We start from the raw sequence: 21,735 nt of genomic DNA on the forward strand, positions 1-21,735 counted from the left end.
CGTGCAGAGCGGACTACTCCACGGGGCTGGACCGGGCGATGTCCCAGGCGTTGGTTGCCGCGGCCATCAGCAGCGCGGCCCCGAGCATGTGCGCGGCCACCAGCAGGGCCGGAATGCCGTTGTAGTACTGGGTGAAGCCGATGACGGCCTGCAGCACGGTGACTCCCAGGAGCCCAAGGACAGCGGTGCGGAAGGGCCCGTTAATCCGGCGCATGACCACGAGTGCCAGCGCGACGGCGGTCCCGGCCGTGATCAGGTAGGCCGGCACGGCGTGGATGTGGGAGAACAGGTCCCAGTCCAGCCCGTTGCGGGGAGCGTCGGCGTCCCCGGCGTGCGGCCCGGCCCCGGTCACCACCACGCCCAGCATCACGGCGAGGGCGGAAAAAAGCGCGACGGCGGCAGTCACCGGCCGCATGATCCCCGGCAGGGCGCGGTGCCGGGCCGCCATGAACCGGCCGGTCCTGCCGAAGGCACGGTTCACCAGCAGGGTGGCGAACACCACCAGTGCCATGGACACCAGGAAGTGCAGCCCCACCACCCAGGGGTTGAGGTTGGTCAGTACTGTAATGCCGCCGATCACGGCCTGGGCCGGGATGCTGGCCAGCAGGCCAAGGGCCAGGAGGAACAGGTCCCTGCGCTCCTTCCGGAGATTCCACAGGTACACGAGCATCAGGGCTGCGACGGCGGCCAGGGCAAAGGTAAGGAGCCTGTTGCCGAATTCGATGAATCCGTGGATGCCCATCTCCGGCGTGTTGACCAGGGATGTGTCCGTGCAGCGTGGCCAGGTGGGGCAGCCGAGCCCGGAGGCAGTCAGCCGTACGGCCCCGCCCGTCACCACAAGCAGCGTCTGCCCGATCAGGGACGCAACAGCGAGGCGGCGGACGCGGGCGTCCACGGTGCGGGGCAGCCGGGATACCAGGCGGCCGGCCATTTGGGGAAGGCGTGAAGCCGTGCTCACGATGTACTCAATTCCACTTGAACCAACGGATGGCAGCTGCCCCGGCAACCAGGGTCCAGAGCAGCAGTATGAGGGCGGCGCCGCCGTTCACGGCGCCGGCGAGGAATGCGTCGCGCATGGCTTCGCCCAGTGCCCCTGAAGGCAGGAACCCCACCAGGCCCTGGGCTGCGGCCGGGAGCCTTTCTGCGGGGATCACGATGCCCCCCAATGCGCCCAGGAGGATCCACAGCAGGTTGGTGATGGCCAGGGTGGCTTCCGGCCGGACCGTCCCCGCCACCAGCAGGCCGAGGGCCGTGAACGCCGCAGCGCCCAGTGCAAGGAGTGCCAGCCCGGGAACCCAGCCGGCCGCCGGCGGCTGCCAGCCCAGGGCAAAGGCGACGGCACTGACCACTGCCACCTGCAGGCACAACACGGCCAGAACCGAGAGGGCCTTGCCGGCGATCAGCCCGCCGCGGCCCAGGGGAGTAGTGGACAGGAACCGGAGCACCCCGTAGCGGCGGTCGAAGCCGGTGGCGATGCCCTGGCCGGTGAACGCCGTGGACATGGCGCACAGTGCCAGGATGCCAGGTACGGCCACGTCGATGCGGCTCGCGCCCATCCCGTCGAGGAACGGCGTCACGGTCAGTCCCACGAGCGCAAGTAGCGGCAGCACCACAGCCAGGATCAGCTGCTCGCCGTTGCGCAGCATGGTCAGGGCTTCGTATTTGCCCTGAAGCAGCACGCGGCGGAGCAGGGTTGCGGCCTCTTGCCGGTCCGATGCCTCCGCGGTGCCGCCGGTGGCGGCACCGGATTGGGTCGGCTTCATCGGATGTCCTTTCCCGAGATATCCAGAAAGACGTCTTCAAGGCTACGCGCCTGCAGGCTCATCGAGGCGGGCATGATGTTGTGGGCCTCCCACCAGGCCGCCAACGCGGCGAGGTGTGCGGGCGTCAAAGTGCCCGTGATGCAGTAGCTGCCGGCCCGGGCTTCGGTGACATCGAGATGCGCCGGAAGTACGGCAGCAGGATCCAGCCCCGGCGGAGCCTCGAACACCAGTGTCCGGACATGCTCCGCACCTGCCTCGACGGACGGGTCGCGCTGCAGCAGCTCCCGGACCGTTCCCTCGGCAACGTTGCGGCCGCCGTCGATGATGTACACATAGTCAGCCAGGCGCTGGGCGTCATCCATCAGGTGCGTGGTGAGGATGATGCCCATCCCCGCGTCGCGCAGCTCGGAAATCAGGTCGAACACCAGCTGCCGCGACTGGGGGTCCAGGCCCGCGCTGGGTTCATCCAGGAACAGAACTTCGGGCCTGCCGATCAGCGCGGCGGCGAGGGCCAGGCGCTGCTTCTGCCCGCCGGAGAGCCGGCGGACGGTGGTCCTGCCGAAGGTATCGATCCCCAGCCGCTCGATCAGCTCATCCACCGGCCAGGGCCGGGCATACAGTCCGGCAATGTGCCGCAGCAGCGGAATGGGACGGGCCGACGGCGGCAGCCCGCCGTCCTGGAGCATCACACCTACGCGGGAGCGCAGCTCTGCCCCTGCCGCGGCGGGATCGTGTCCCAGTAGTGAGATGCTGCCGCCGGTCCTTTTTTGCAGGCCCTGCGCACATTCGAGGGTGGTGGTTTTGCCTGCCCCGTTGGCCCCCAGCAGGGCCGTTACCTGTCCGCGTTCGGCAACGAGTGAAATACCGCTGACCACCCGAAGCATTTTGCCGTCAAGGCTGGTAAGCGGGCCGACATCCTTAATGAGCCCGCTGATGGACAGAACGGGGGATTGGGGGGAACGCACCCCAGTATTCTACGGGATGTAGTATTTTCCGCCGTCCGCCGGGGAGCCTGCTGAGGTCAGCCTGTCCTTACTGGAGTGGGGGAGTAAATTACGACATGATTGTGTTGTGTATTCCATGAGCAATGCTACTGCTGTGCCTTTTGCCGGGCACGGAGCCTCCCAGGCTCCCGCAGACCGGGGCCCCGCGGCCTCCGGTCCGGTGGCCGATGCGGATGAGCGCACCCGGGACCGAGTCCTTGCGGCGGTCTTGGAGCACGGGCCTGTCAGTGCCGCCGAACTCGGCGACCTGCTCGGATTCACGCCGGCTGCCGTGCGCCGGCACCTGGACCATTTATCCCGCGCGGGCGTCATCGAAGTCAAGCGTGTTGCGCGTTCCGGCGCCGGGGCTGGCCGCCCTGCCCGCCGCTATGTCCTCAGTTCCGAGGGCCAGTCGAGCCTCGGCAACGACTATCTGGACATCGCCGCCCTTGCACTCCAGCAGTTGCAGAAAGTTGCCGGACCCGACGCCGTCCGGGCATTCGCCGTCGAGCGTTTTGCTGACATGGAACGGCGGTACGCGCCGGAAATCGAAAAGGCCGGTCCGGACATCAGCGACCGGGCCAAAGCGTTGTCCGACGCGCTGACCCGCGATAACTTTGTTTCGTCCGCGGCGTCCATCGAGGCCAAGGCCCCGCTTCCGGCCGCGCTGTCCAGCGTCCAGCTCTGCCAGGGCCACTGCCCCATCCAACAGCTCGCCGCCCGGTTCCCCGTGTTCTGCGACGTGGAGACCGAGGTCTTCTCGAGGCTCGTTGGCGTGGACGTCCGCCGGCTCTCCACGCTTGCCCGCGGCGGGCATGTCTGCACCACCCATATTCCTACAGGCAGGCTGTCTGCCCAGGGGCCCACAAGGCCTTCGGCAGCCCCCGCCAGCCTGAATGAAGTAACCAACCATCAGCAAGAAAGGCCGTGATGACGGACCAACTATCAGAGAAAGCGGTAGCCGAAAACACTGTGATCTCGGAGATTCTGGAGAAGAATCCCGAGCTCCACGGCATCGGTAACTACGAGTACGGCTGGGCTGACAAGAACGACGTCGGTGCCAACGCCCGCCGCGGCATCAATGACGAAGTGGTCCGTGACATCTCGGACAAGAAGAGCGAACCCGAGTGGATGCTCGACCTTCGCCTCAAGGGCCTGAAGTACTTCGACCGCAAGCCCATGCCCACCTGGGGTGCAGACCTCTCCGGCATCGACTTCGACAACATCAAGTACTTTGTCCGGTCCACGGAGAAGCAGGCTGCCACGTGGGAAGACCTGCCCGAGGACATCCGCAACACGTACGAGAAGCTGGGCATCCCGGAAGCTGAGCGCAGCCGCCTGGTCTCCGGCGTGGCCGCACAGTACGAGTCCGAGGTTGTCTACCACCAGATCCGCGAGGACCTCGAAGCCCAGGGCGTCATCTTCCTGGACACCGATACCGCGCTGCGGGAGCACCCGGAGATCTTCCAGGAGTACTTCGGCACCGTCATCCCGGTGGGCGACAACAAGTTCGCCTCCCTGAACACGGCCGTCTGGTCTGGCGGTTCCTTCGTATACGTCCCCAAGGGCGTCCACGTGGACATCCCGCTGCAGGCATACTTCCGCATCAACACGGAAAATATGGGCCAGTTCGAGCGGACCCTGATCATCGCCGATGAGGACTCCTACGTCCACTACATTGAGGGCTGCACCGCGCCGATCTACACCTCGGACTCGCTGCACTCCGCCGTGGTGGAAATCATCGTGAAGAAGGGCGCCCGCGTCCGGTACACCACCATCCAGAACTGGTCGAACAACGTGTACAACCTGGTGACCAAGCGCGCCATCTGCGAAGAGGGCGCCACCATGGAATGGGTCGATGGCAACATCGGTTCCAAGGTCACCATGAAGTACCCGGCCGTCTACCTGGTGGGTGAGCACGCCAAGGGTGAGACCCTCTCCATCGCGTTCGCCGGTGAGGGCCAGCACCAGGACACCGGCTCCAAGATGGTCCACATCGCGCCGAACACCAAGAGCTCCATCATCTCCAAGTCGGTGGCCCGCGGCGGCGGCCGTGCGGCATACCGCGGCCTGGTCCAGGTCCGTGAAGGCGCCAAGCACTCCGCCAACACGGTCCGCTGCGACGCCCTGCTCGTTGACACGATCAGCCGGTCGGACACCTACCCCTACATCGACATCCGCGAGGACGACGTTGTGATGGGCCACGAAGCAACTGTTTCCCGGGTCAGCGAAGAACAGCTCTTCTACCTGATGTCCCGCGGCATGCGCGAAGACGAAGCCATGGCGATGATCGTCCGCGGCTTCATCGAGCCGATTGCCCGCGAGCTCCCCATGGAGTACGCACTTGAGCTGAACCGCCTGATTGAACTGCAGATGGAAGGGTCCGTCGGATAACGATGACTGAAATCACTACTGAAAAGGCCCGCATCGGCGCGCCCTCAGCCCAGCCGTTCATCGACGGCTTCACCGAAGAAGGCGAAAGCCTGTCGCCCATCAACGCGGCAGGCTCCAAGGCTCCGCTTGCCGGCGCCTCTTCCAAGAGCCACTCACACGGCGGCGGCGAAGGCGTTCCGGACAGCTCACGCGCCGGCCGCCTCACGTCCTACAAGCTGGCCGACTTCAAGCCGCTCACCGGCCTGGAGGAAGACTGGCGCTTCACCCCGCTGAAGCGCCTGCGCGGCCTGCACACCGAGGTCCTGTCCGGCGCGGCGCCCACCGTGATCGTCAAGGGCCCGGAAGACGTCACCGTAGAGGGCGTCGGCCGCGACGACCAGCGGATCGGTACTGCCGGCATTCCTGAGGACCGCGTGTCCGCCAACGCCTGGGAGAACTTCGCCCAGGCCACGGTGGTCACCATTCCGTCGGAGTTCGAGGCGCTGACCGAAATCACCATCGACATCGAAGGCACGTCCCTTGATGCCGCCGCCCAGCACCTGGTGATCGTCGCCAAGAAGTTCTCCAAGGCTGTTGTGGTCCTGAACCACCGCGGCTCTGCCGTGGTCTCGGAAAACGTTGAGATCATCGTGGAAGACGGTGCCAGCCTTACAGTTGTCTCGCTCCAGGAATGGAACGACGACGCCGTTCACGCCTCCTCCCAGCAGGCTAAGATCGGCCGCGACGCCAAGCTCAAGCACGTCATGGTAAGCCTCGGCGGCGACCTTGTCCGCGTCACGCCGTCGGCCCGTTTCACCGCTCCCGGCGGCGAGGCTGAACTGTTCGGCCTGTACTTCGCCGACGCCGGCCAGCACCTTGAGCAGCGCCTGTTCGTGGACCACGCCGTGCCCAACTGCAAGTCCAACGTCCTGTACAAAGGCGCGCTGCAGGGCCGCAACGCCCACGCCGTCTGGGTTGGCGACGTCCTTATCCGCAAGGAAGCCGAAGGCACCGACACGTACGAGGCCAACCGCAACCTGCTGCTGACCGACGGCGCCCGCGCCGATTCCGTGCCCAACCTCGAGATCGAGACCGGGCTGATTGAGGGTGCAGGCCACGCCAGCGCCACCGGCCGGATGGACGACGAGCACCTCTTCTACCTGATGGCGCGCGGCATCCCCGAGTCCGTGGCCCGCCGCCTGGTGGTGCGTGGCTTCCTGAACGAGATCATCCAGCAGATCAAGGTCCCCTCCATCGAGGAGCGGCTGACCGAAGCTGTTGAGCACGAACTCGCACTGACGGACAACTAGAAGGTACGGAGCACGGGTTTACAGATGACTGACCAGCCAAAGGGCGAGCTTGTCTGCAAGGTGGATGACATCCAACTGAAGCAGGCGCTGCGGATCCTGATCGACGACTACCCTGTGGCGATCGTCAAGGACTCCATGGGGGAGATCCATGCGATAGGCGACACCTGCTCACACGCGGACATTTCCCTGTCCGAGGGTGAAGTGGAGGGCTGCGCCATCGAATGCTGGGGCCACGGCTCGCAGTTCGACCTGCGCAGCGGCGAGCCGCTGCAGTTGCCCGCCTACGATCCCGTCCCGGTGTTCGCCGTCGAGATCAGCGGGGACGAGGTCTACGTGGACTTCACCAATGTCCTCAACGGCGCCGAAGCTCCGAACTTCAGCTAGCACCACAGATTTACGAACCAACTTCCAGACAGAGACCGCACCGCCGCCGCCAGGCACGGTGCAGAGGAGAACAAGACACATGTCTACTCTTGAGATCAAGGACCTGCACGTCAGCATTGACACGGAGCAGGGCACCAAGGAAATCCTGAAGGGCGTCAGCCTGACCATCCGGACCGGCGAAACCCACGCCATCATGGGCCCCAACGGCTCCGGCAAGTCCACGCTGGCCTCCACCATCGCCGGCCACCCGCGGTACAACGTCACCAGCGGCTCCATCACCCTGGACGGCGAAGACGTCCTGGAGATGAGCGTGGACGAGCGCGCCCGCGCCGGCGTCTTCCTGGCCATGCAATACCCCGTGGAGGTCCCCGGTGTCAGCATGACCAACTTCCTGCGCACCGCCAAGACCGCCATCGACGGCGAAGCACCCAAGCTGCGCACCTGGACCAAGGACGTCAAGGCTGCCATGGAGCAGCTGCGCATCGACGCCGACTTCGCCCAGCGCAACGTCAACGAAGGCTTCTCCGGCGGCGAGAAGAAGCGCGTGGAGATCCTCCAGCTGGAGCTCTTCAAGCCCAAGTTCGCCGTCCTGGACGAGACCGACTCCGGCCTGGACGTTGACGCGCTGAAGGTCGTGTCCGAGGGCGTCAACCGCGCCCACGCGGAAGGCAAGATGGGCACTCTACTCATCACCCACTACACCCGCATCCTGCGCTACATCAAGCCTGACTTCGTCCACGTGTTCGTGGACGGCCAAGTTGTCGAAGAGGGTGGCCCGGAGCTGGCCGACCGCCTCGAAGAAGAAGGCTACGACCGCTACGCCAAGGGCGCCGGCACTGCTGCCGCGCCCGTCGCGGTACAGGCCTAGTCAGGACCTGCCATGACAGAAATCAACGCAGCCCGCACGAGCCTTGAGGATGTCGAAGAGGCCCTCAAGGATGTCATCGATCCTGAGCTCGGCGTCAACATCGTTGACCTTGGCCTGCTGTACGGCCTGAAGTACTCCGACGACGACGGTGCGCTGCTGATCGACATGACGCTGACCACCGCCGCGTGCCCGCTCACCGACGTGCTCGAGGAGCAGGTGGGCAAGGCGCTGGACGGCGTTGTGGACGACTGGCGCCTGAACTGGGTGTGGATGCCGCCATGGGGTCCCGAACGGATCACCGACGACGGCAAGGACCAGATGCGGGCCCTCGGCTTCAACATCTAAATAAGTACGACTAAATAAGTACGACGACGGCGGGCCACCTTTCCTGGGAAAGGTGGCCCGCCGTCGTCGTTCCTGCCGTTAAAGAGTGGGCGCGGAGAACGTGTCGCACTGGTTGATGTCGCCGGTCTCGTAGCCCTTGTAGAACCACCGCTGGCGTTGCTCGCTGGAACCGTGGGTCCACGCCTCGGGAGTGACGCGCCCGGTGGCTGCCTCCTGGATGCGGTCATCGCCCACCGCTGAAGCGGCGGACAGTGCGTCGTTCAGGTCCTGCTGGGTGAGGGCCTCCAGGAACGGCTGGCCGTCGGGGCCCGGCTGGGTTGACGCGTGCTTAGCCCAGAGGCCCGCATAGCAGTCTGCCTGCAGTTCCACGCGCACGGCGCCGGACTCAGGGCCCTGCGGATCCTGCTGGGCGCGGTCCAGGTATCCCAGGACGTTCTGGATGTGGTGGCCGAACTCATGGGCCACTACATACTCCTGGGCCAGCGGGCCGCCGGAAGAACCGAAGCGGTTTACAAGTTCCGTGAAGAACCCGGGATCGAAGTAGGCGGTGGTGTCCGTGGGGCAGTAGAAGGGGCCCACAGCGCTGGATGCCGTGCCGCAGCCCGTACTCACTGCTTCATCAAAGATCACGGTCTCCGGCTGGGGGTACTGGACGTTGTACTGCTCCAGGTAGGCAGGCCAGAAGGCGTTCAGGCTGTTAACGGTGCCGGTGATCCGGCAGTCGACGCGGGCATCGGCGTCGGCGCCAGTCTCGCACGCAGGCGCGGTGCCCTGCGACTGCGGAGCCGGGGCCGCACCGCCTGCCAGGCCCTCGAGGAGCTGCGGATTTACGCCGAAGAGCGCAGCGATCAGCAGCAGGAGCCCGCCACCGATGCCACCCCCCACCTTGGCGCCGCGGCCCATGCCGCGCCGGTCCTGGACCTGTGAAGGATCCAGCTGCACATTGTCGTTGAAACTCATAAAGTCACATTACCCTCGGGCCCGGAACTCAATCCGTCCCGGCCGGTAAAGTTGATCCGATGCCTTTCCTCAACAGAATCCAGCGCTGGGCGGACGAACGGCCGCACCACACCGCTGTCGTGGTCGCTGGCCGCCGCCTTTCCTGGGCAGAGCTCCGCGATTCAGCTGCTGATCTGGTTGCGGACACGAAATCGATTACGCCCCTCTGCGAGGCAAACTCCACGGAGTTCGCCGTAAAGCTCGCTGCCGCGGTTGCCGGAGGGCGCCAATGCGCAGTCCTTGATCCGGCCTGGCCCCGCCAGCTGCGCGAAAACATCATCCGCCGCGTGGAAGCGTCGGCGCTGCCCGCCGCAGTGGCCCCGGATGACGCCCTTGCCGACGGGCCGCCGGAGAGCACATTCCTCATCGGCCTGACGTCCGGCACCACGTCGGTGCCCAAGGCCTTCACCCGGTCCCGCCGTTCCTGGCAGCAGTCCTTCGAGGCGTCAATCGAATTCTTCGGCCTGCGCCAGGATGATGTCACCCTGGCCCCCGGCCCGCTGGCGGCCAGCCTTAACCTCTACGCGCTGGCCGAGTGCCTTTACGCGGGGTCCGAGTTCCAGACCCTGCAAAGTTTCGACGTCGGAGACGTCCACTCAGCGATCACCCACGACCGCGTCACCCGGCTGGTGCTGGTCCCCACCATGTTGCGGATGCTCAGCGAGCGCGGCCTGACGGGCTGCGTTGACGCCTCCGGCGTGCGGACCATCATCAGCGCCGGAGCCAAACTGGATGCGCGGACCCTCGAAGCTGCCCGCCGCTGGGTCCCCAACGCCACCATCTTCGAGTATTACGGCGCCTCGGAGCTGAGCTTCGTCTCCGGTGCCGGGCTGCCCGCCGGCCAGGCACCGGCTGTGGGCGGGACCGGCATTGGCCGTCCCTTTCCCGGCGTGGACGTGCGGATCCTCGACGACGCCGGGACGCCCCTTCCGGACGGGGAGTCGGGCAACATCTGCGTACGCAGCGCCCTGGTCAGCAACGGCTACCTGTGGGGCGACGACGGCCAGGCCCTGCGGTCCTTCAACGGCTGGTTCACGGTGGGGGACCAGGGTTACCTCGACGCGGGGGAGCTGCATATCCTGGGGCGGCGCGCCGACATGATCCTCACCTCCGGCAAGAACGTCTATCCGCACGAGGTTGAGCTTGCCCTCGCGGCGGTGCCCGGGGTGGCGGCCGCCGTCGCCGCGGGCATGCCGGACGACCTCCGCGGCCAGCGGGTGGTGGCCGGCGTTGTCCCTGCCCACGGGGGGATCACGGCAATGCAGCTGCGGGCGGGGCTTGAGGACATCCTGGCCAGGGACAAGCGCCCGCTGCAGTACTACGTCCTCACCGAACTGCCCGTCACGGACCGGGGCAAGGTCAGCCGGAACCTGCTGCTGGAATGGATTGATACCCGCGACCCCAGAGTCCGGAACCTTGGCGCCTGAGATCCTGCCTCCGGAGCGGCAGCCCGTTATCATCGTGGCCCGGCGGACCCCCGTGTGCCGGATCAACGGCCCTCTCGGAGCGCTGCGCGCCCACGAGCTTCTGGCTCCGGTGTTGCGGGAACTGGTGACTTCCTGCGGGGTTGAACCCGGCGCTGTCGCTGACGTGGTGATGGGGAACGCAGTGGGCGGCGGCGGCAACGTGGCCCGGCTGGCGCTGCTGGAGGCGGGCCTGCCGGTCAGCGTGCCCGGAATGACGGTGGACCGCCAGTGCGGTTCAGGCCTGGACGCGGTGGTCCTGGCGGCCCGGCTCGTGGCAGCCGGCGGGAATCCCCTGTACCTGGCGGGGGGAGTGGAGAGTACGAGTACCGCGCCGCTGCGCGCCCACCGGAACGACGACGGCGGGCCGGAGTTCTACCGGCGCGCCCAGTTTGTGCCCGCCAGCTTCGGTGATCCGGACATGGGGGAGGCCGCGGAAACAGTCGCGCAGAAGTTTGGCGTGGGCCGGGAGCGCCAGGACGCCTTCGCGCTGGCGAGCCATCGAAGGGCTCTTGCAGCAGCCCAGGCCGGGTATTTCGACGGCGAGATTGTGCCGCTGGGCACCGGTACCGGGACCGTTGCAGCGGACGACGGGCCCCGGCGCGGCCTGACCGCCGCCGTGATGGCGCGTTTCCCGCCCGTCTTCGTCGACGGGGGAACTGTCACCGCCGGAAACTCATGCTTCGACGCGGACGCCGCATCCGCCGTCGTTATTACGTCTGTCCAGCGTGCGCAGGAACTGGGGGCAGACGACGGGCTGCTGGTGCTGGGCACCGGGACGGCCGGCGTGCACCCGGAGGTCCTCGGGGTGGGTGCCGCCAGCGCGGCGCGCGACGTTCTTGACCGCGCAGGCGTGACGGCGGACCAGCTGGACCTGGTGGAGTTCAATGAGGCGTTCGCGTCCCAGACGCTTGCCTGCCTTGACGAGCTGGGCATCGACGGGGAACGGGCGAACCTCGACGGCGGGGCGCTGGCCCTGGGCCATGCCTACGGTGCTTCCGGCGCCGTCCTGGTCACCCGGCTGCTGGCCCAGGCGCGCCGTGCGGAGGCTCCGGGCGCCCTGGCGCTGGCCATGATCAGCAGTGCCGGCGGGATGGGTACGGCGGCATTGTTCCGGTACCAGCACCTTAGCAACAGCTGATTCCCTGCGGGCGGAGGTTCAGTCCTCCGCTTCGCCCAGGCCGCGGGCTGCGAGCGCCTCACCGGTCTGGCGGGCAAAGGCCACCGAGGTGATAAACACAGGCAGGACCAGTGCACGCGGATTGCGTTCGAGGCCGCGGGCCCGGGCGGAATCCCGGACATCCGCGAAGGTCCCGGCGATGTAAGGGATGCTGCGGAGCATGATCCCGATGGTCAACGCGAAGCGTTCCGGATCCGCGCCGAACCTCTTGAAAGGGCCTGCCGCCTTGACCACGCCGTCCAGGAGCTGCTGCACGGGGGTGGTCGCGGTGAGCAGGGACGCGGCAACGACGCAGACGAGGATGTTCAGGACGATCCGGGCCGCGGTGGGTGCACCCAGCTGCCACCACTGGAACAGCCCGATCACCAGCAGGACCGCGGCGAGCGGGCGGACGGCGCCCCACAGCCGTTTCAGGCCGGCCCCCGTCAGCAGGAACAGGCCGCAGAGGCCGGCGAGCACCAGCAGCGAAATGCGCCAGTCCGCGATGGCGAAGGACGCAAGGCCGCAGGCGAAGACCAGCAGGAATTTCACAGCCAGGGGCGACCGGTGGACCAGCGAATCTCCCGGGACGTAGTTGGCTAGCAGGAAGCCGTGGCCCCTCATCGTTGTGGTCCCCGCGCTTCCAGGCTGTCCAGGCTTTCCGAGCAGAGCGCGCGGTAGGCGTTTACGGCATCTGTGGCGGCGCCGTCAAAGGCGACTTTCCCTTGTTCGATGACCAGCACGCGGTCCATTTCCAGGGCGAGTTCGAGGTCGTGGGTGGACATGATGATCTGCTGGCCAAGGCCGTCCAGGGTCCTGCGCAGGAGTTCGCGGTTGCGCAGGTCCAGCAGGGTGGACGGTTCGTCCAGTACCAGCACCGCGGGATCCACCGCCAGTACGGCGGCGAGCGCCATCAGCTGGCGTTCGCCGCCGGACAGTTCGTAGATGCTTTGGTCGGCCAGGTGCAGCAGCCCGAGCCGGTCCAGGGCCGCTTCGGCGAGCCTGCGCCGCTCGGTGCCATTTTTGACGGAGCGGCGGAGCGACAGCTCCACGTCCTCCCGCCCGGTGGGCATGACCAGCTGGGAGAGGGGATCGGTAAAGACAAAGCCGACGCTCCGGCGTACTTTGCGGACGGCACGGACTGTATCCTCGCCGTCGACCGCTACCGTGCCCGCCGTGGGCTGGATGAGGCCGTTGACCAGGCGCAGCAGCGTGGACTTCCCGGATCCGTTGGCGCCAATGACCCCCACGCGCTGCTCCGTGAGCTGCAGGGTCACATCCTCCAGGAGGACCTTGGGTTCCGGCCGGTGGTCCAGCGGAACAGCTACCGCTACCTGGTCAAACGTCACGTCGGGCATGGTGGATCCTAGGCGTTGGCAGGCTGGGGAACGCTGCGCTTGACCCGGCGCACCAGGATGTCCGGGAATGCGCGGTGCAGGGCAACGGCGATGACGGCCGCGAGGATGTTTTTGATGATGTCGCCGGGGTAGAAGACCACGTCGCTCAGGAATGCCTGGCCGAGCGTCGCCTTGGTGTTGAGCGCGATGCCGGCGATGCCCAGCGAGTGCACCACCACCACGCTGGTAACGGTGGCCGAAAGGAACAGCCACAGCGCACGGGCTTTGGTGGTCCGGCGGATGACCACGGTGGCCAGCCATCCCACAACAAGGGCGGCGATGGGGAAGGCGAGGATGTAGCCGGCCGACGGTCCGGCCAGGATGCCCAGGCCGCTGCGGCCCTGGCTGAAGATGGGCAGCCCGGCGAGGCCCAGGAGGACGTAAAGGCCGACGGCGGCGAAGCCCCTTCCAGGGCCGAGCACCAGGCCGGTGAGCATCACGGCCAGGGTCTGGAAGGTGATGGGGACGCCGAAGCCGTTCACGGCGAGTCCGGGCACCAGCGCGGATCCCGCCACCAGGGCCGCGAAGACGGCGATGAGCCCGAGGTCTGTGGCGTTCCAGCGGCGCTTTTCGTTTGAGGTGCTTATGACGGCTGTGTCAGTGTTGCTCATGGCGGTCCTGTCGGGGTTGTACAAGCGGAATCTAGTGTACTGCCGACGTTACCGGCGCCGCTGTGGGGCCATTTTGTAGGGGGCCTACTAAAGCCGGTCCCTGGCTTTGACGGCTGGGTACTAACTGACTGTGACCCGCGTCCGTTTCATCTACGCGACTGCGCCGGAGCGCTTCGAGCAGAGTCAGCAAGTGCCCGCCTAAACAGGCAACGCGGGGTCAGATATCGCCCAAAAATGGGGTTTCTAAGGGCCAGACGTGACCCCGCCTTTCACTAACCAAGTCAGGCCCACTACGGAGCCTTGTTCGGTTCCTCGGCGAGCATCACGAGGATTCCGCTGGGGCCGCGGAGGTACGTGAGCTTGTAGATGTCTTTGTAGGTCGCCACCCCGCGCAGCGGATGGCATCCGTGCTTCGCCGCTACCTTAAGTGCCTCGTCGATATCGTCGACCGAGAAGGCCACGCGGTGCATGCCGATGTCGTTGGGCCGCGTCGGGTTCGACTCAATCGCTTCGGGGTGGATGTATTCGAAGAGCTCAAGCCGGCCGTGGCCGTCCGGGGTCTGGAGCATCGCAATCTTGGCATGGTTCCCGTCAAGTCCCACAGCAGTGTCGGTCCACTCCCCGCTGACCATGTCCCGGCCCACCACCGTGAGACCGAGATCGGTGAAAAAGGCGATTGCTGCTTCGAGGTCGCGAACGGCGATACCGACGTTCTCCAGTTTGATGGCCATGCGTTGAAAGCTACCAAGGCGGACCGGTCAGCTCCAGAGGCGGAGGAACGAGGGGCGGGTCAGATACCAAGTATTCGGCGCTTGGCCGCAGCAAATTCTTCCGCGGTGAGAGCACCTTGGGAATAGAGGTTCGCTATAACGACAAGATCAGCCGCTAAGGATTCCTTCGCCGCTGCTCTGCCTGCGTTCTTCACACGATGCTTTCCTGCCACGGAAGGAACGGACGCTGGCTTCGTCGTGCTCCTGGTCACCGCGTACAAAACGAGCAGGATGGCACCGAGAACTGCCACCGCAATTCCCAGGGGCATGGATATGTGGGAATGTGAGGCGGTTCCGATGACCGCTATTGCCATCCCGGCACCAGCCAATCCGACACCGGATACCCACCCTGCTGTCTCACGGAGGGGGTGCTTCCCTCTGAACTCAAAGAAAAACCCGCCGGTCTCACTCGGAGCCGTGTGCTCGTTCATGTGTGAAGGATAGACCCGCCACTCACCAGAGAACACCCCGTTTTCCAGGAGCCTCCCCTAAAGGGGCAGTCCAAAAAACTGCTCCCCCTACTACCCGCCCGTAGCGTAGCGCCGCGTTTTTGAGCAGGAGCATACTGGTTACGCCGCTCACTTCGATGGACGATAAACACGCCCGAGCGGCTCATTCACCGGCAGTTCCCGGGAAAATCTGTCGGCATCTTGGCGAAGGTGGAATATACCTTTTCACGCTTCGCATCCCTTGTAGAAACGATATCGGTCTCAGAGGGGTAGAAGATCAACGATGAATCGCACCAGGACGGGACTCCTGTCGATGGTGGCCGCAGCAGCGCTTGCCATGGGACTGGCTCCCGGGACCGCGCTCGCCCATGGAGGGTCAGGGCACGGAGGCTCGGACCACAGCGACGACTGGCGGAACAATGACGATCAGCGCCGGCTGGTCAACGTCCTGCGCCACGTCACCGACGAATATCGCTGGCTGGAGAACGCCAAGGCGGACGGTTATGAGGAAATAACCAAATGCATCGAAGAACGTGGCGTGGGGGCCATGGGCTTCCACTACGCGAGGCAGGACCTGATCGATGACAAGACCCAGGCCCGGAAACCGGAGGTTCTCGTATACATGCCGAATAAGTACGGGCGGTACAAGCTGGTGGCCATTGAGTTCATATCGACGGCGGCCGAGCGACCTTCGATTGCCGGCGTCAAATTCGAAACCGGGCCGTTCGACAAGTCCTGGGCGCTCCACGCATGGGTATGGAGGGACAACCCGAGCGGCATGTTCGCAGCCTACAATCCGGACTTGCGCTGCCCGAATTAATCTCCTGATGGTGGTCGGGCCTGTGCACGGCCCGTCGCCAACCCGCACCCTATAAATTGCCGGCTCGACGCTCCTGCACCTCGCGTGCAGGAGCGTCTCCACGTGCCTCAGAACGCGTAGCGGATGCGGCAGTAGGGCGCGATCTCCTCGATAAGCGCGGCCAGCTGCCGCACGTAGCGGCCCTTGGTCCCGGTACGGTAGCGGACATTGCTGAATCCGTTCGACGAGACCTTCGATTCCTGCAGGTCCGGGCGCCACAGCACGTTCTCGGCCTGCGGATGCCACCCCAGGTTGACCTCATGGAGCCGCTCATTGTGCGTCAGGAAGATGACTTCTGCCGCGAGTTGGGCCTTGGCTGCGGCTGTCAGGGTGGCATCAAGCTGGCGCAGCAACTCCTCCCAGTCGCGCAGCCAGGTGTCGGTGATGATGACGGGGGAGAAGTTGACGTGCACTTCGTATCCGGCATCCACAAAGTCGTTGATCGCGGCGATGCGTTCAGCCACCGGCGAGGTCCGGACGTCAATCGATTTGGCCAAAGCCGCGGGCATGAGCGAAAAGCGGATCCTGGTGTGGCCGCCATGGTCCCAGCCGAGCATCGCCGGGTTCACGTACTTGGTGGCAAAGGACAGCTTGGCGGTGGGCAGGTCGCGGAAAAGCGTAACGAGGTCCTCCACGTTGTCGCTGATCAGCGCGTCGACAGAGCAGTCGCTGTTTTCGCCGATGTCGTAGACCCAGAGTTCCGGGTCGCACTGGTTGGGCTCCAGCTTCATGCCCTGGCGGGTTGCGTGCCGTTCAAGGGCACCGGCAATCTGGTCGATGTTGGCAAACACGGTTACCGGGTTGCTGTACCCTTTGTGCCGGGGCACGTAGCAGTAGGCGCAGGCCATGGCGCAGCCGTTCGCGGTGGAGGGGGCAATGAAGTCCGCGGACCGGCCGTTCGGCTTGACGGTCAGCGCCTTCTTGACGCCGAGGACCAGCGCCTCGGTCTTGATGCGGGACCAGCGCGGCACGTTCGTTTCATCCCCGTGCAGCTCGGGGATGTTCCAGTGATTGTCGACAAGCACGACGTCGGCGTCCGGCCAGCGTTCCACGACCTCCTTGCCCCGGGGCAGTTCCAGGGCAGCGGGCTGCGCGTAGATGCGGCGGATTTGCAGCAGCCTGTTGAATTCCACGGTTCCATTCTCCCAAGGGCGGCAAGGATGGCGCAGGCAGTTAAGCCCACGGCGTGTGCAGTGGCGGCCATTAGCCCCTGCCTGGGTCATTCCCGCCGCGCTAGACTGGAGCGATCATGAACGGCGCCCGTCTCCGTCTTCTTGCCTGGGTTATGGCCCTGGCGGCCTTCCTCGCGGGCTGCACACCCGCCGTCGGCCATCTCGACGCCGTCACTGAACAACCCGCCCCAGCCTCTTCGGCCCCGCAGGCAGCGGGAGACGTCGTCGCCCCTCAGCCGGCCCCCACGTCCACTCCCACCCCCACCCCGGCTTCTGCCCCGCCCGAAGTCCCGGCGCCCGAAGTCCCGGCGCCCCAGCCATTCGCCCTCAACCTGTACCAGGAGGGGGACTTCGTGCCGCAGTACACCTTCGACTGGTGCGTTGCGGCAAGCATCCAGATGGCGCACAACCTCATCGATGACACCGGGGGCGGCACGTGGACCGATTCCGCCCAGCAAGGAGAGCTGTGGGAGATGGCGCGGGCACGGTCGTCCAACTCGTTCAACGGCGCCAACCCGCTCGGCTGGGCGCAGGTGCTGACCGAGGTTGGCATGGGGCCGTACGCCGTCGTCAGCGTTCCTGACTATGAGGACGCGCTGCAGACGGCGGCGCGCGCCATCGCCGATACCGGACGGCCGGTGGGGCTGGTCATGTGGAGCGGCCGCCACGCATGGGTGATGAGCGGGTTCGAGTCCCTTGGCGATCCCGCCGGGTTCCCGGAGTTCCCGGTCACCGGCATCCGGGTCCTGGATCCGCTTTACCCGCACGGCAGCGAGCGGTGGGGCCCTTCGCCCGAGCCCAACAGCCTGCTCACGCCCGAGCAGTTGGCCACGCAGTTCGTGGTCCGCGAGCCGCGGCGCTGGAGCAGCGACCTGCCCACCGGCTACATGCTCGTCCTGCCGCGCGCCGCTGCCTGAGCACGCCGCAACCGTTGCGCCGTTCGGGGGCCCGCCCGCCGTTCCTGACGGACCCTAATACGCGGTGACGACCACCGTGCGTGTCGCCAGGACCTGGCCTGTGATCCAGTGCAGGAAGTCGACCGCGATGGTGTACCGGCCCGCCGCCGGTGGGCGCAGCAGGAAATCGAACTTTTCCGCTGCGCCGGATTTCAGGATGCTGGTGACCAGCGGCTGCCCGACCAGAGAGGGCTGGACCGCCGGGCCGTCCGGGTTGGGGGTATTCCAGAAGGGCCTGCCATCGTGGGAGATCAGTTCGGCAATCTCCGCCGGCTTGCCCGCCGCATCGAGGAACCGCGTACGGGTGGGAAAGTAGTCGACATTCACCATGCGCACCAGCGTGGGGGCGATGCCGTCCGTGACCACGTTGGCGCGCATCGCGCTGATCGCCCATATCCTGTCCCCCCTGGGCCGGGTGGGGACCGTGCCTCCCAGGAGAACGAAGTGTTTGGGCTCGAACCGGTTGAGGCCAGCGTCGTCCCCGGACAGACCAGCTGCATGGTTCAGTTCGTGCCAGCGCGGGTCAATCGAATAGGGGGCGATCATTGTCTCGGTGGCGATGTCGTACAGCGGGCCGTCCGTCGAGTGGCGGCGGGTTCCCTTGGGGGGGCGGCGCCGTGGAACTCACCCGCGGATCGACGATGATCGGCCCGAACATACCCATTTGTACATGCAGGGGTGTGTTCACGTGGCAGTGGTAGAAATAGGTTCCGGCAGATCCGCGGTTGGGGTTCCCGGGTACGCCCACCTCCGGGCGCCACTGGTAGGTGTACTCCCCGGTGACCTCGAAGGAGGTGTGGCCTACGCCGTCGTTCCGGGGGTCGGGTTCGATGCCGTGCCAGTGGATGGTGTGGACCCTTTTGCTGGGTTCCACTGTGCCGTGGAACAGTTGCCCCTCCGTCAGCCGCAACAGCGGTCCGGGAAGCCCGCGGCCGGACCTCTCGTCCTCGAAACTCCAAAACTCGATTTCAGGGCCGTTGGGCACCTTCAGTTTCCTGTTGAAGAAATCGAACACCTTGCTGACGTCCGGACGCTGGCGGAACTCAGTTTCCGGGCTTCCTTCATGAGGCTGTCGGAGGCGAACTCCACCTGGCTTCGGTACAGGTGATGGCCGCCTGCCACGGTGCCCGGAAGCCCTGGCTCAGGAATCGTGCCCGCTGCCAGAACCCAGTCCGCCACGAGGCCGCCGGGGTACAGCCCGCCGGCCGCCGTCTGCGAGGGCTCCGCGTGGCAGTGCATTGGATACCTCCAGTCGCCACTGCGGGCGTTCCACACCTGGTCCACCACCTCGGGTGGACGCCGGACCGGAAGCAGCGACTCCTTTCGGTCCATCGGTTCGAGCTGTACGGTGTCCTCCCAGTGTTGCAGGAGGACGTCCCCGTCCGCACTGACCCGCCCGCCACTGCGGGGGAAGTCTTCGCCGTTGGCGCGCACCGTCCAGACATGGTTGCCGTGGTAGTGCAGCTGGTGGTCCACGATGCCGGCGTTGACCATCCTCATCAGCTGGCCGGTCCGGACGGCACCGGGGCTTGGCGAGGCGCTGAAGTTCCGCACATCCGTTTCGCGCGGGTGGCCGGAGGGGAGCGTGTCCTGCTCCCGGCGCTCATTGAATTCCTCATCCGTGGTGACCGCCAGCGACTGGAAGCCCGCGTAACCGTTGAGGGTGAAGTAGCGGGGTACGGCCGGTGTTGAAGCGGGGTTGACCGTTTCGCCGCGGGAAGCGATGCGGGCCCAGTTCGGATCCACGTCGTGGCACAACCACAGCCATTGCCGTTCGAACTCGGTCCCGCCCGGGAAAAGCTGCCAGGCGCTGGACGGGTCTATCACCACAAGCGCACCGTAGAGGCCGAGGGTCCGTTCCACGGATGCGTTGCCCGGGTCCGTGAACAGATAGGTCCCGGGCGGTGGTGCTTCGAACTCAAGGAGAGCCGATGTACCCGGAGCAACAGGGCCCGTCGTTTCATCCTGTTCGGCGGGTCCAGCGGTATGGAACCGGAGTTCGTGCGGTTGTGGAAGGTGGTTATGCACTCTTATCCGGACGGTGCTGCCTGTCTCGGCGATGAGGGTACGGTCCGGAAAATAGCTGGCCCAGTATTCCTTCCTGGCCAGGTACTCTCCGGGATTGTCCAGGTCGGTCTGCAGGGGTGCGGGCCTGCCGTGCGGCGGCGTCGGGGCGTCCAGGGGATACGTCCGGCTGGCTACCAGTTGTCCGTCCGCGGTGAAGACCCGCGGGCTCATCCACAGCGACGGGCTGGTGTCCGTCACCGGGGTGGGGCGCTCGCCGAAGCCCCGGTGGTACACCAGGGAGCCGTCCACCATCGGGACGTAGCCTTCATTGATATGGACGTCCAGGATGTTCATGAGCGCACCGCTTCCGCGGCCATGGGCGGCAGTGCCAGCTGGTAGGTCACGTCCCGTTGCTCGTCCGAGTAGTCCAGCTCCAGCTCGAAGGCATCGCGTGGGGCCAGGTAGCTGATCAGGATGTGCTCCGAGGCGTGCGGTGCTATGGGGCCGGGGTTCCGGTCGGAGTCGCGTGGAGTGACTGTTGTCCCTGAGGGACGCAGCTTCAGCCGCAGCTGCCCCGGGCTGAAAAGCACTGGTACCGGCCCGGCATTCCGGAGCTGCACTTCGAGCAGGACGACGTCGGACCAGGTGAGGTTTACTGGTTCGGGCCCCGCCGGGGCGCCCGGCGTCCAGTCATTGTGGCCGTGTCGGTCGAGGCGGAGCTCTTCGCTAGTGCTGACGTGCCGGGCCTGCGTGCTGCCTCCGGTGCCCCTGCCGGCGTTCATGTGTGCAGCAGCCGCGGCCAGGGTCCGGAAAGTCGGCTGGCCCTGGGCATCCAGGCGCGCAAGGCGTCCGGCCCGAATGATGGTGAGGGAACCAAAAACCGTGGCCACACTCGTGGTTGTGGTCTGTGGGCTTCGTCCCACAACGCCGTAGCTGCCCCCGGCCAGCAACAGGAAAGCACCGCCACCGAGCACCAGGCCGAACTGGCGGCGGTTGAGGCCTCGATTGGAAAATTGGCTTGGATGAAAATTCATTTCGCCTCCCATGTTGTTGCGGATTAGGCTCATCGTGCTGGCAGCCACCTGCGGAAACCTTGGAGGTCCTGCCGCCGCTTAGCCCTTCCTGGTCCTGCCGGCGCGGAGGAGGGCAGCAACTCCCGCGGCCAGCCCGAACAGTCCTGCCGCGAAGGCCACCCAGGTCAGTGCCGGGACAGAGTCGCCGGTGGTTACCGAGGCAGCAGGCACGACGGCGGTTTCCGCCGCCGTTGGGGAGGCATGGCCATGCTGGGTGGTCGAGGCAGCGGTGGTGGTGAAGACCGGGGCGGGGTCCTGGGGCTCGCCTTGGCCTTCGACCACCGGTTCGTCCCAGTTCCGGACGCTGCCGTCAGAGTAGGTCTGCGCCGCGGGCAGCAACACAGCAGTACCGGCCTTCGGAAGCCGCCCCACAGACAACGAGAAGGTCTGGTACTGGTCCTCGGTCAGCTGGCTCTGCACGTCGTTGGCCGTCCAGGTTACGGACAGGGGCGCTTCGGTGACGGTGGCCCCGTCCACGGTTACCGGCTGCGGCAACTTGCCTTTGGCGATGTGGGCGGTCCAACCCGGGACGGGCTTCACGCGGACCGACGTGAACGGTGTTGCCGTGGGCAGATCCACCTTGACGGTGGTGGTTGTGGCGGTCTTGGATTCGCTGGGAACCTTGAAGGTCAACTGGGTGTACCCGCCTTCGTCGGTACCTTCCGGGGTCACCGACACGTGGGCGGACGCGGCATCGAGGCCAACCGTCAGAAAGGCTGCCGTGGCTGCCCCGATGGTGGCTGCTCGCAACGAACGAGGGGGTCTGGTTGTCATGAAGAGTCCTTTTACAGGTG

General features: G+C 66.0%; 25 protein-coding genes. 10 read left to right on the forward strand and 15 right to left on the reverse strand.

Features of this window, described 5'->3' with window-relative positions:
- Positions 1–13: 13 nt before the first annotated feature.
- From ACZ9BC_RS04870 to ACZ9BC_RS04880, 3 genes are read right to left on the reverse strand one after another with little or no spacing between them, the layout of a single operon-like run.
- Positions 14–958 (reverse strand): COX15/CtaA family protein, encoded by a 945-nt coding sequence (locus ACZ9BC_RS04870; protein ID WP_079596062.1) that lies wholly within the window; start codon positions 956–958, stop codon positions 14–16.
- Between the two features lie 7 nt (positions 959–965).
- Entirely contained in the window at positions 966–1,763 is a 798-nt protein-coding gene (locus tag ACZ9BC_RS04875) for an ABC transporter permease (protein ID WP_258868385.1), read from the reverse strand.
- Positions 1,760–2,728 (reverse strand): ABC transporter ATP-binding protein, encoded by a 969-nt coding sequence (locus ACZ9BC_RS04880; RefSeq protein WP_476244995.1) that lies wholly within the window; start codon positions 2,726–2,728, stop codon positions 1,760–1,762. Before ACZ9BC_RS04880 ends, ACZ9BC_RS04875 begins: the two co-directional genes overlap by 4 nt.
- 115 nt (positions 2,729–2,843) lie before the next feature.
- On the opposite strand from ACZ9BC_RS04880, the gene ACZ9BC_RS04885 reads away from it, so the two are divergent.
- From ACZ9BC_RS04885 to ACZ9BC_RS04910, 6 genes are all read left to right on the forward strand, one after another.
- Complete coding sequence (locus ACZ9BC_RS04885; RefSeq protein ID WP_079596400.1) at positions 2,844–3,677, forward strand: helix-turn-helix transcriptional regulator; 834 nt, start codon at positions 2,844–2,846, stop codon at positions 3,675–3,677.
- A complete protein-coding gene (gene sufB, locus ACZ9BC_RS04890) occupies positions 3,677–5,140 on the forward strand; it encodes a Fe-S cluster assembly protein SufB (protein ID WP_079596064.1) in 1,464 nt (487 codons plus the stop codon). Before ACZ9BC_RS04885 ends, sufB begins: the two co-directional genes overlap by 1 nt.
- Before the next feature lie 2 nt (positions 5,141–5,142).
- Positions 5,143–6,429 (forward strand): Fe-S cluster assembly protein SufD, encoded by a 1,287-nt coding sequence (gene sufD / locus ACZ9BC_RS04895; protein WP_476244996.1) that lies wholly within the window; start codon positions 5,143–5,145, stop codon positions 6,427–6,429.
- 24 nt (positions 6,430–6,453) lie between these two features.
- Positions 6,454–6,813, forward strand: a complete 360-nt coding sequence (locus tag ACZ9BC_RS04900) for a non-heme iron oxygenase ferredoxin subunit (protein WP_476244997.1) — start codon at positions 6,454–6,456, stop codon at positions 6,811–6,813.
- A gap of 79 nt (positions 6,814–6,892) precedes the next feature.
- Positions 6,893–7,681, forward strand: a complete 789-nt coding sequence (sufC, locus tag ACZ9BC_RS04905; protein WP_079596067.1) for a Fe-S cluster assembly ATPase SufC — start codon at positions 6,893–6,895, stop codon at positions 7,679–7,681.
- Positions 7,682–7,693: 12 nt separating this feature from the next.
- Positions 7,694–8,026 (forward strand): metal-sulfur cluster assembly factor, encoded by a 333-nt coding sequence (locus tag ACZ9BC_RS04910; protein ID WP_066275677.1) that lies wholly within the window; start codon positions 7,694–7,696, stop codon positions 8,024–8,026.
- A 78-nt stretch (positions 8,027–8,104) separates the two neighbouring features.
- Here the strand turns inward: ACZ9BC_RS04910 and ypfJ are convergent, their stop codons facing one another.
- Entirely contained in the window at positions 8,105–8,986 is an 882-nt protein-coding gene (gene ypfJ, locus ACZ9BC_RS04915) for a KPN_02809 family neutral zinc metallopeptidase (protein WP_476244998.1), read from the reverse strand.
- 59 nt (positions 8,987–9,045) lie between these two features.
- Here ypfJ and ACZ9BC_RS04920 point away from each other — a divergent pair, with 59 nt between their 5' ends.
- Positions 9,046–10,452, forward strand: coding sequence for a class I adenylate-forming enzyme family protein (locus tag ACZ9BC_RS04920; protein ID WP_476244999.1), 1,407 nt, complete (start codon positions 9,046–9,048; stop codon positions 10,450–10,452).
- On the forward strand, positions 10,442–11,629 hold the full coding sequence (locus tag ACZ9BC_RS04925; RefSeq protein ID WP_476245000.1) for a thiolase family protein: 1,188 nt from the start codon (positions 10,442–10,444) through the stop codon (positions 11,627–11,629). Before ACZ9BC_RS04920 ends, ACZ9BC_RS04925 begins: the two co-directional genes overlap by 11 nt.
- Before the next feature lie 18 nt (positions 11,630–11,647).
- On the opposite strand, the gene ACZ9BC_RS04930 is transcribed toward ACZ9BC_RS04925, so the two are convergent.
- The 5 genes from ACZ9BC_RS04930 to ACZ9BC_RS04950 form a co-directional block, all read right to left on the reverse strand.
- Positions 11,648–12,271, reverse strand: coding sequence for an energy-coupling factor transporter transmembrane component T family protein (locus ACZ9BC_RS04930; RefSeq protein ID WP_476245001.1), 624 nt, complete (start codon positions 12,269–12,271; stop codon positions 11,648–11,650).
- Positions 12,268–13,005: an energy-coupling factor ABC transporter ATP-binding protein gene (locus tag ACZ9BC_RS04935; RefSeq protein WP_476245002.1), complete on the reverse strand. Its 738-nt coding sequence runs from the start codon at positions 13,003–13,005 to the stop codon at positions 12,268–12,270. Before ACZ9BC_RS04935 ends, ACZ9BC_RS04930 begins: the two co-directional genes overlap by 4 nt.
- 8 nt (positions 13,006–13,013) lie before the next feature.
- The gene (locus tag ACZ9BC_RS04940) at positions 13,014–13,655 is read right to left on the reverse strand and encodes a biotin transporter BioY (protein WP_476245003.1); all 642 of its coding nucleotides are present in this window, start codon (positions 13,653–13,655) and stop codon (positions 13,014–13,016) included.
- Between the two features lie 290 nt (positions 13,656–13,945).
- Positions 13,946–14,386 carry a VOC family protein gene (locus tag ACZ9BC_RS04945; RefSeq protein WP_476245004.1) on the reverse strand — a complete coding sequence of 147 codons (441 nt, stop codon included), beginning with the start codon at positions 14,384–14,386 and terminating at the stop codon, positions 13,946–13,948.
- A 59-nt stretch (positions 14,387–14,445) separates the two neighbouring features.
- On the reverse strand, positions 14,446–14,856 hold the full coding sequence (locus ACZ9BC_RS04950) for an SHOCT domain-containing protein (RefSeq protein ID WP_476245005.1): 411 nt from the start codon (positions 14,854–14,856) through the stop codon (positions 14,446–14,448).
- A gap of 301 nt (positions 14,857–15,157) precedes the next feature.
- Here ACZ9BC_RS04950 and ACZ9BC_RS04955 point away from each other — a divergent pair, with 301 nt between their 5' ends.
- On the forward strand, positions 15,158–15,694 hold the full coding sequence (locus ACZ9BC_RS04955; RefSeq protein ID WP_476245006.1) for a hypothetical protein: 537 nt from the start codon (positions 15,158–15,160) through the stop codon (positions 15,692–15,694).
- A gap of 107 nt (positions 15,695–15,801) precedes the next feature.
- Here the strand turns inward: ACZ9BC_RS04955 and ACZ9BC_RS04960 are convergent, their stop codons facing one another.
- The gene (locus ACZ9BC_RS04960; RefSeq protein WP_476245007.1) at positions 15,802–16,866 is read right to left on the reverse strand and encodes a spore photoproduct lyase family protein; all 1,065 of its coding nucleotides are present in this window, start codon (positions 16,864–16,866) and stop codon (positions 15,802–15,804) included.
- Between the two features lie 116 nt (positions 16,867–16,982).
- Here ACZ9BC_RS04960 and ACZ9BC_RS04965 point away from each other — a divergent pair, with 116 nt between their 5' ends.
- The gene (locus ACZ9BC_RS04965; protein ID WP_476245008.1) at positions 16,983–17,822 is read left to right on the forward strand and encodes a hypothetical protein; all 840 of its coding nucleotides are present in this window, start codon (positions 16,983–16,985) and stop codon (positions 17,820–17,822) included.
- 54 nt (positions 17,823–17,876) lie between these two features.
- Here the strand turns inward: ACZ9BC_RS04965 and ACZ9BC_RS04970 are convergent, their stop codons facing one another.
- The 5 genes from ACZ9BC_RS04970 to ACZ9BC_RS04990 form a co-directional block, all read right to left on the reverse strand.
- Positions 17,877–18,407 (reverse strand): copper oxidase, encoded by a 531-nt coding sequence (locus ACZ9BC_RS04970; protein ID WP_476245009.1) that lies wholly within the window; start codon positions 18,405–18,407, stop codon positions 17,877–17,879.
- Entirely contained in the window at positions 18,385–18,846 is a 462-nt protein-coding gene (locus ACZ9BC_RS04975; RefSeq protein WP_476245010.1) for a multicopper oxidase domain-containing protein, read from the reverse strand. The genes ACZ9BC_RS04970 and ACZ9BC_RS04975 overlap by 23 nt, the downstream gene beginning before the upstream one ends.
- Positions 18,847–18,848: 2 nt before the next feature.
- Positions 18,849–20,222: a multicopper oxidase domain-containing protein gene (locus tag ACZ9BC_RS04980; protein WP_476245011.1), complete on the reverse strand. Its 1,374-nt coding sequence runs from the start codon at positions 20,220–20,222 to the stop codon at positions 18,849–18,851.
- A complete protein-coding gene (locus tag ACZ9BC_RS04985; RefSeq protein ID WP_476245012.1) occupies positions 20,219–20,902 on the reverse strand; it encodes a hypothetical protein in 684 nt (227 codons plus the stop codon). Before ACZ9BC_RS04985 ends, ACZ9BC_RS04980 begins: the two co-directional genes overlap by 4 nt.
- A gap of 78 nt (positions 20,903–20,980) precedes the next feature.
- Positions 20,981–21,715, reverse strand: coding sequence for a YcnI family copper-binding membrane protein (locus ACZ9BC_RS04990; protein ID WP_476245013.1), 735 nt, complete (start codon positions 21,713–21,715; stop codon positions 20,981–20,983).
- Between the last annotated feature and the right edge of the window lie 20 nt (positions 21,716–21,735).

It is taken from the genome of Pseudarthrobacter sp. TE3704, assembly GCF_056279405.1.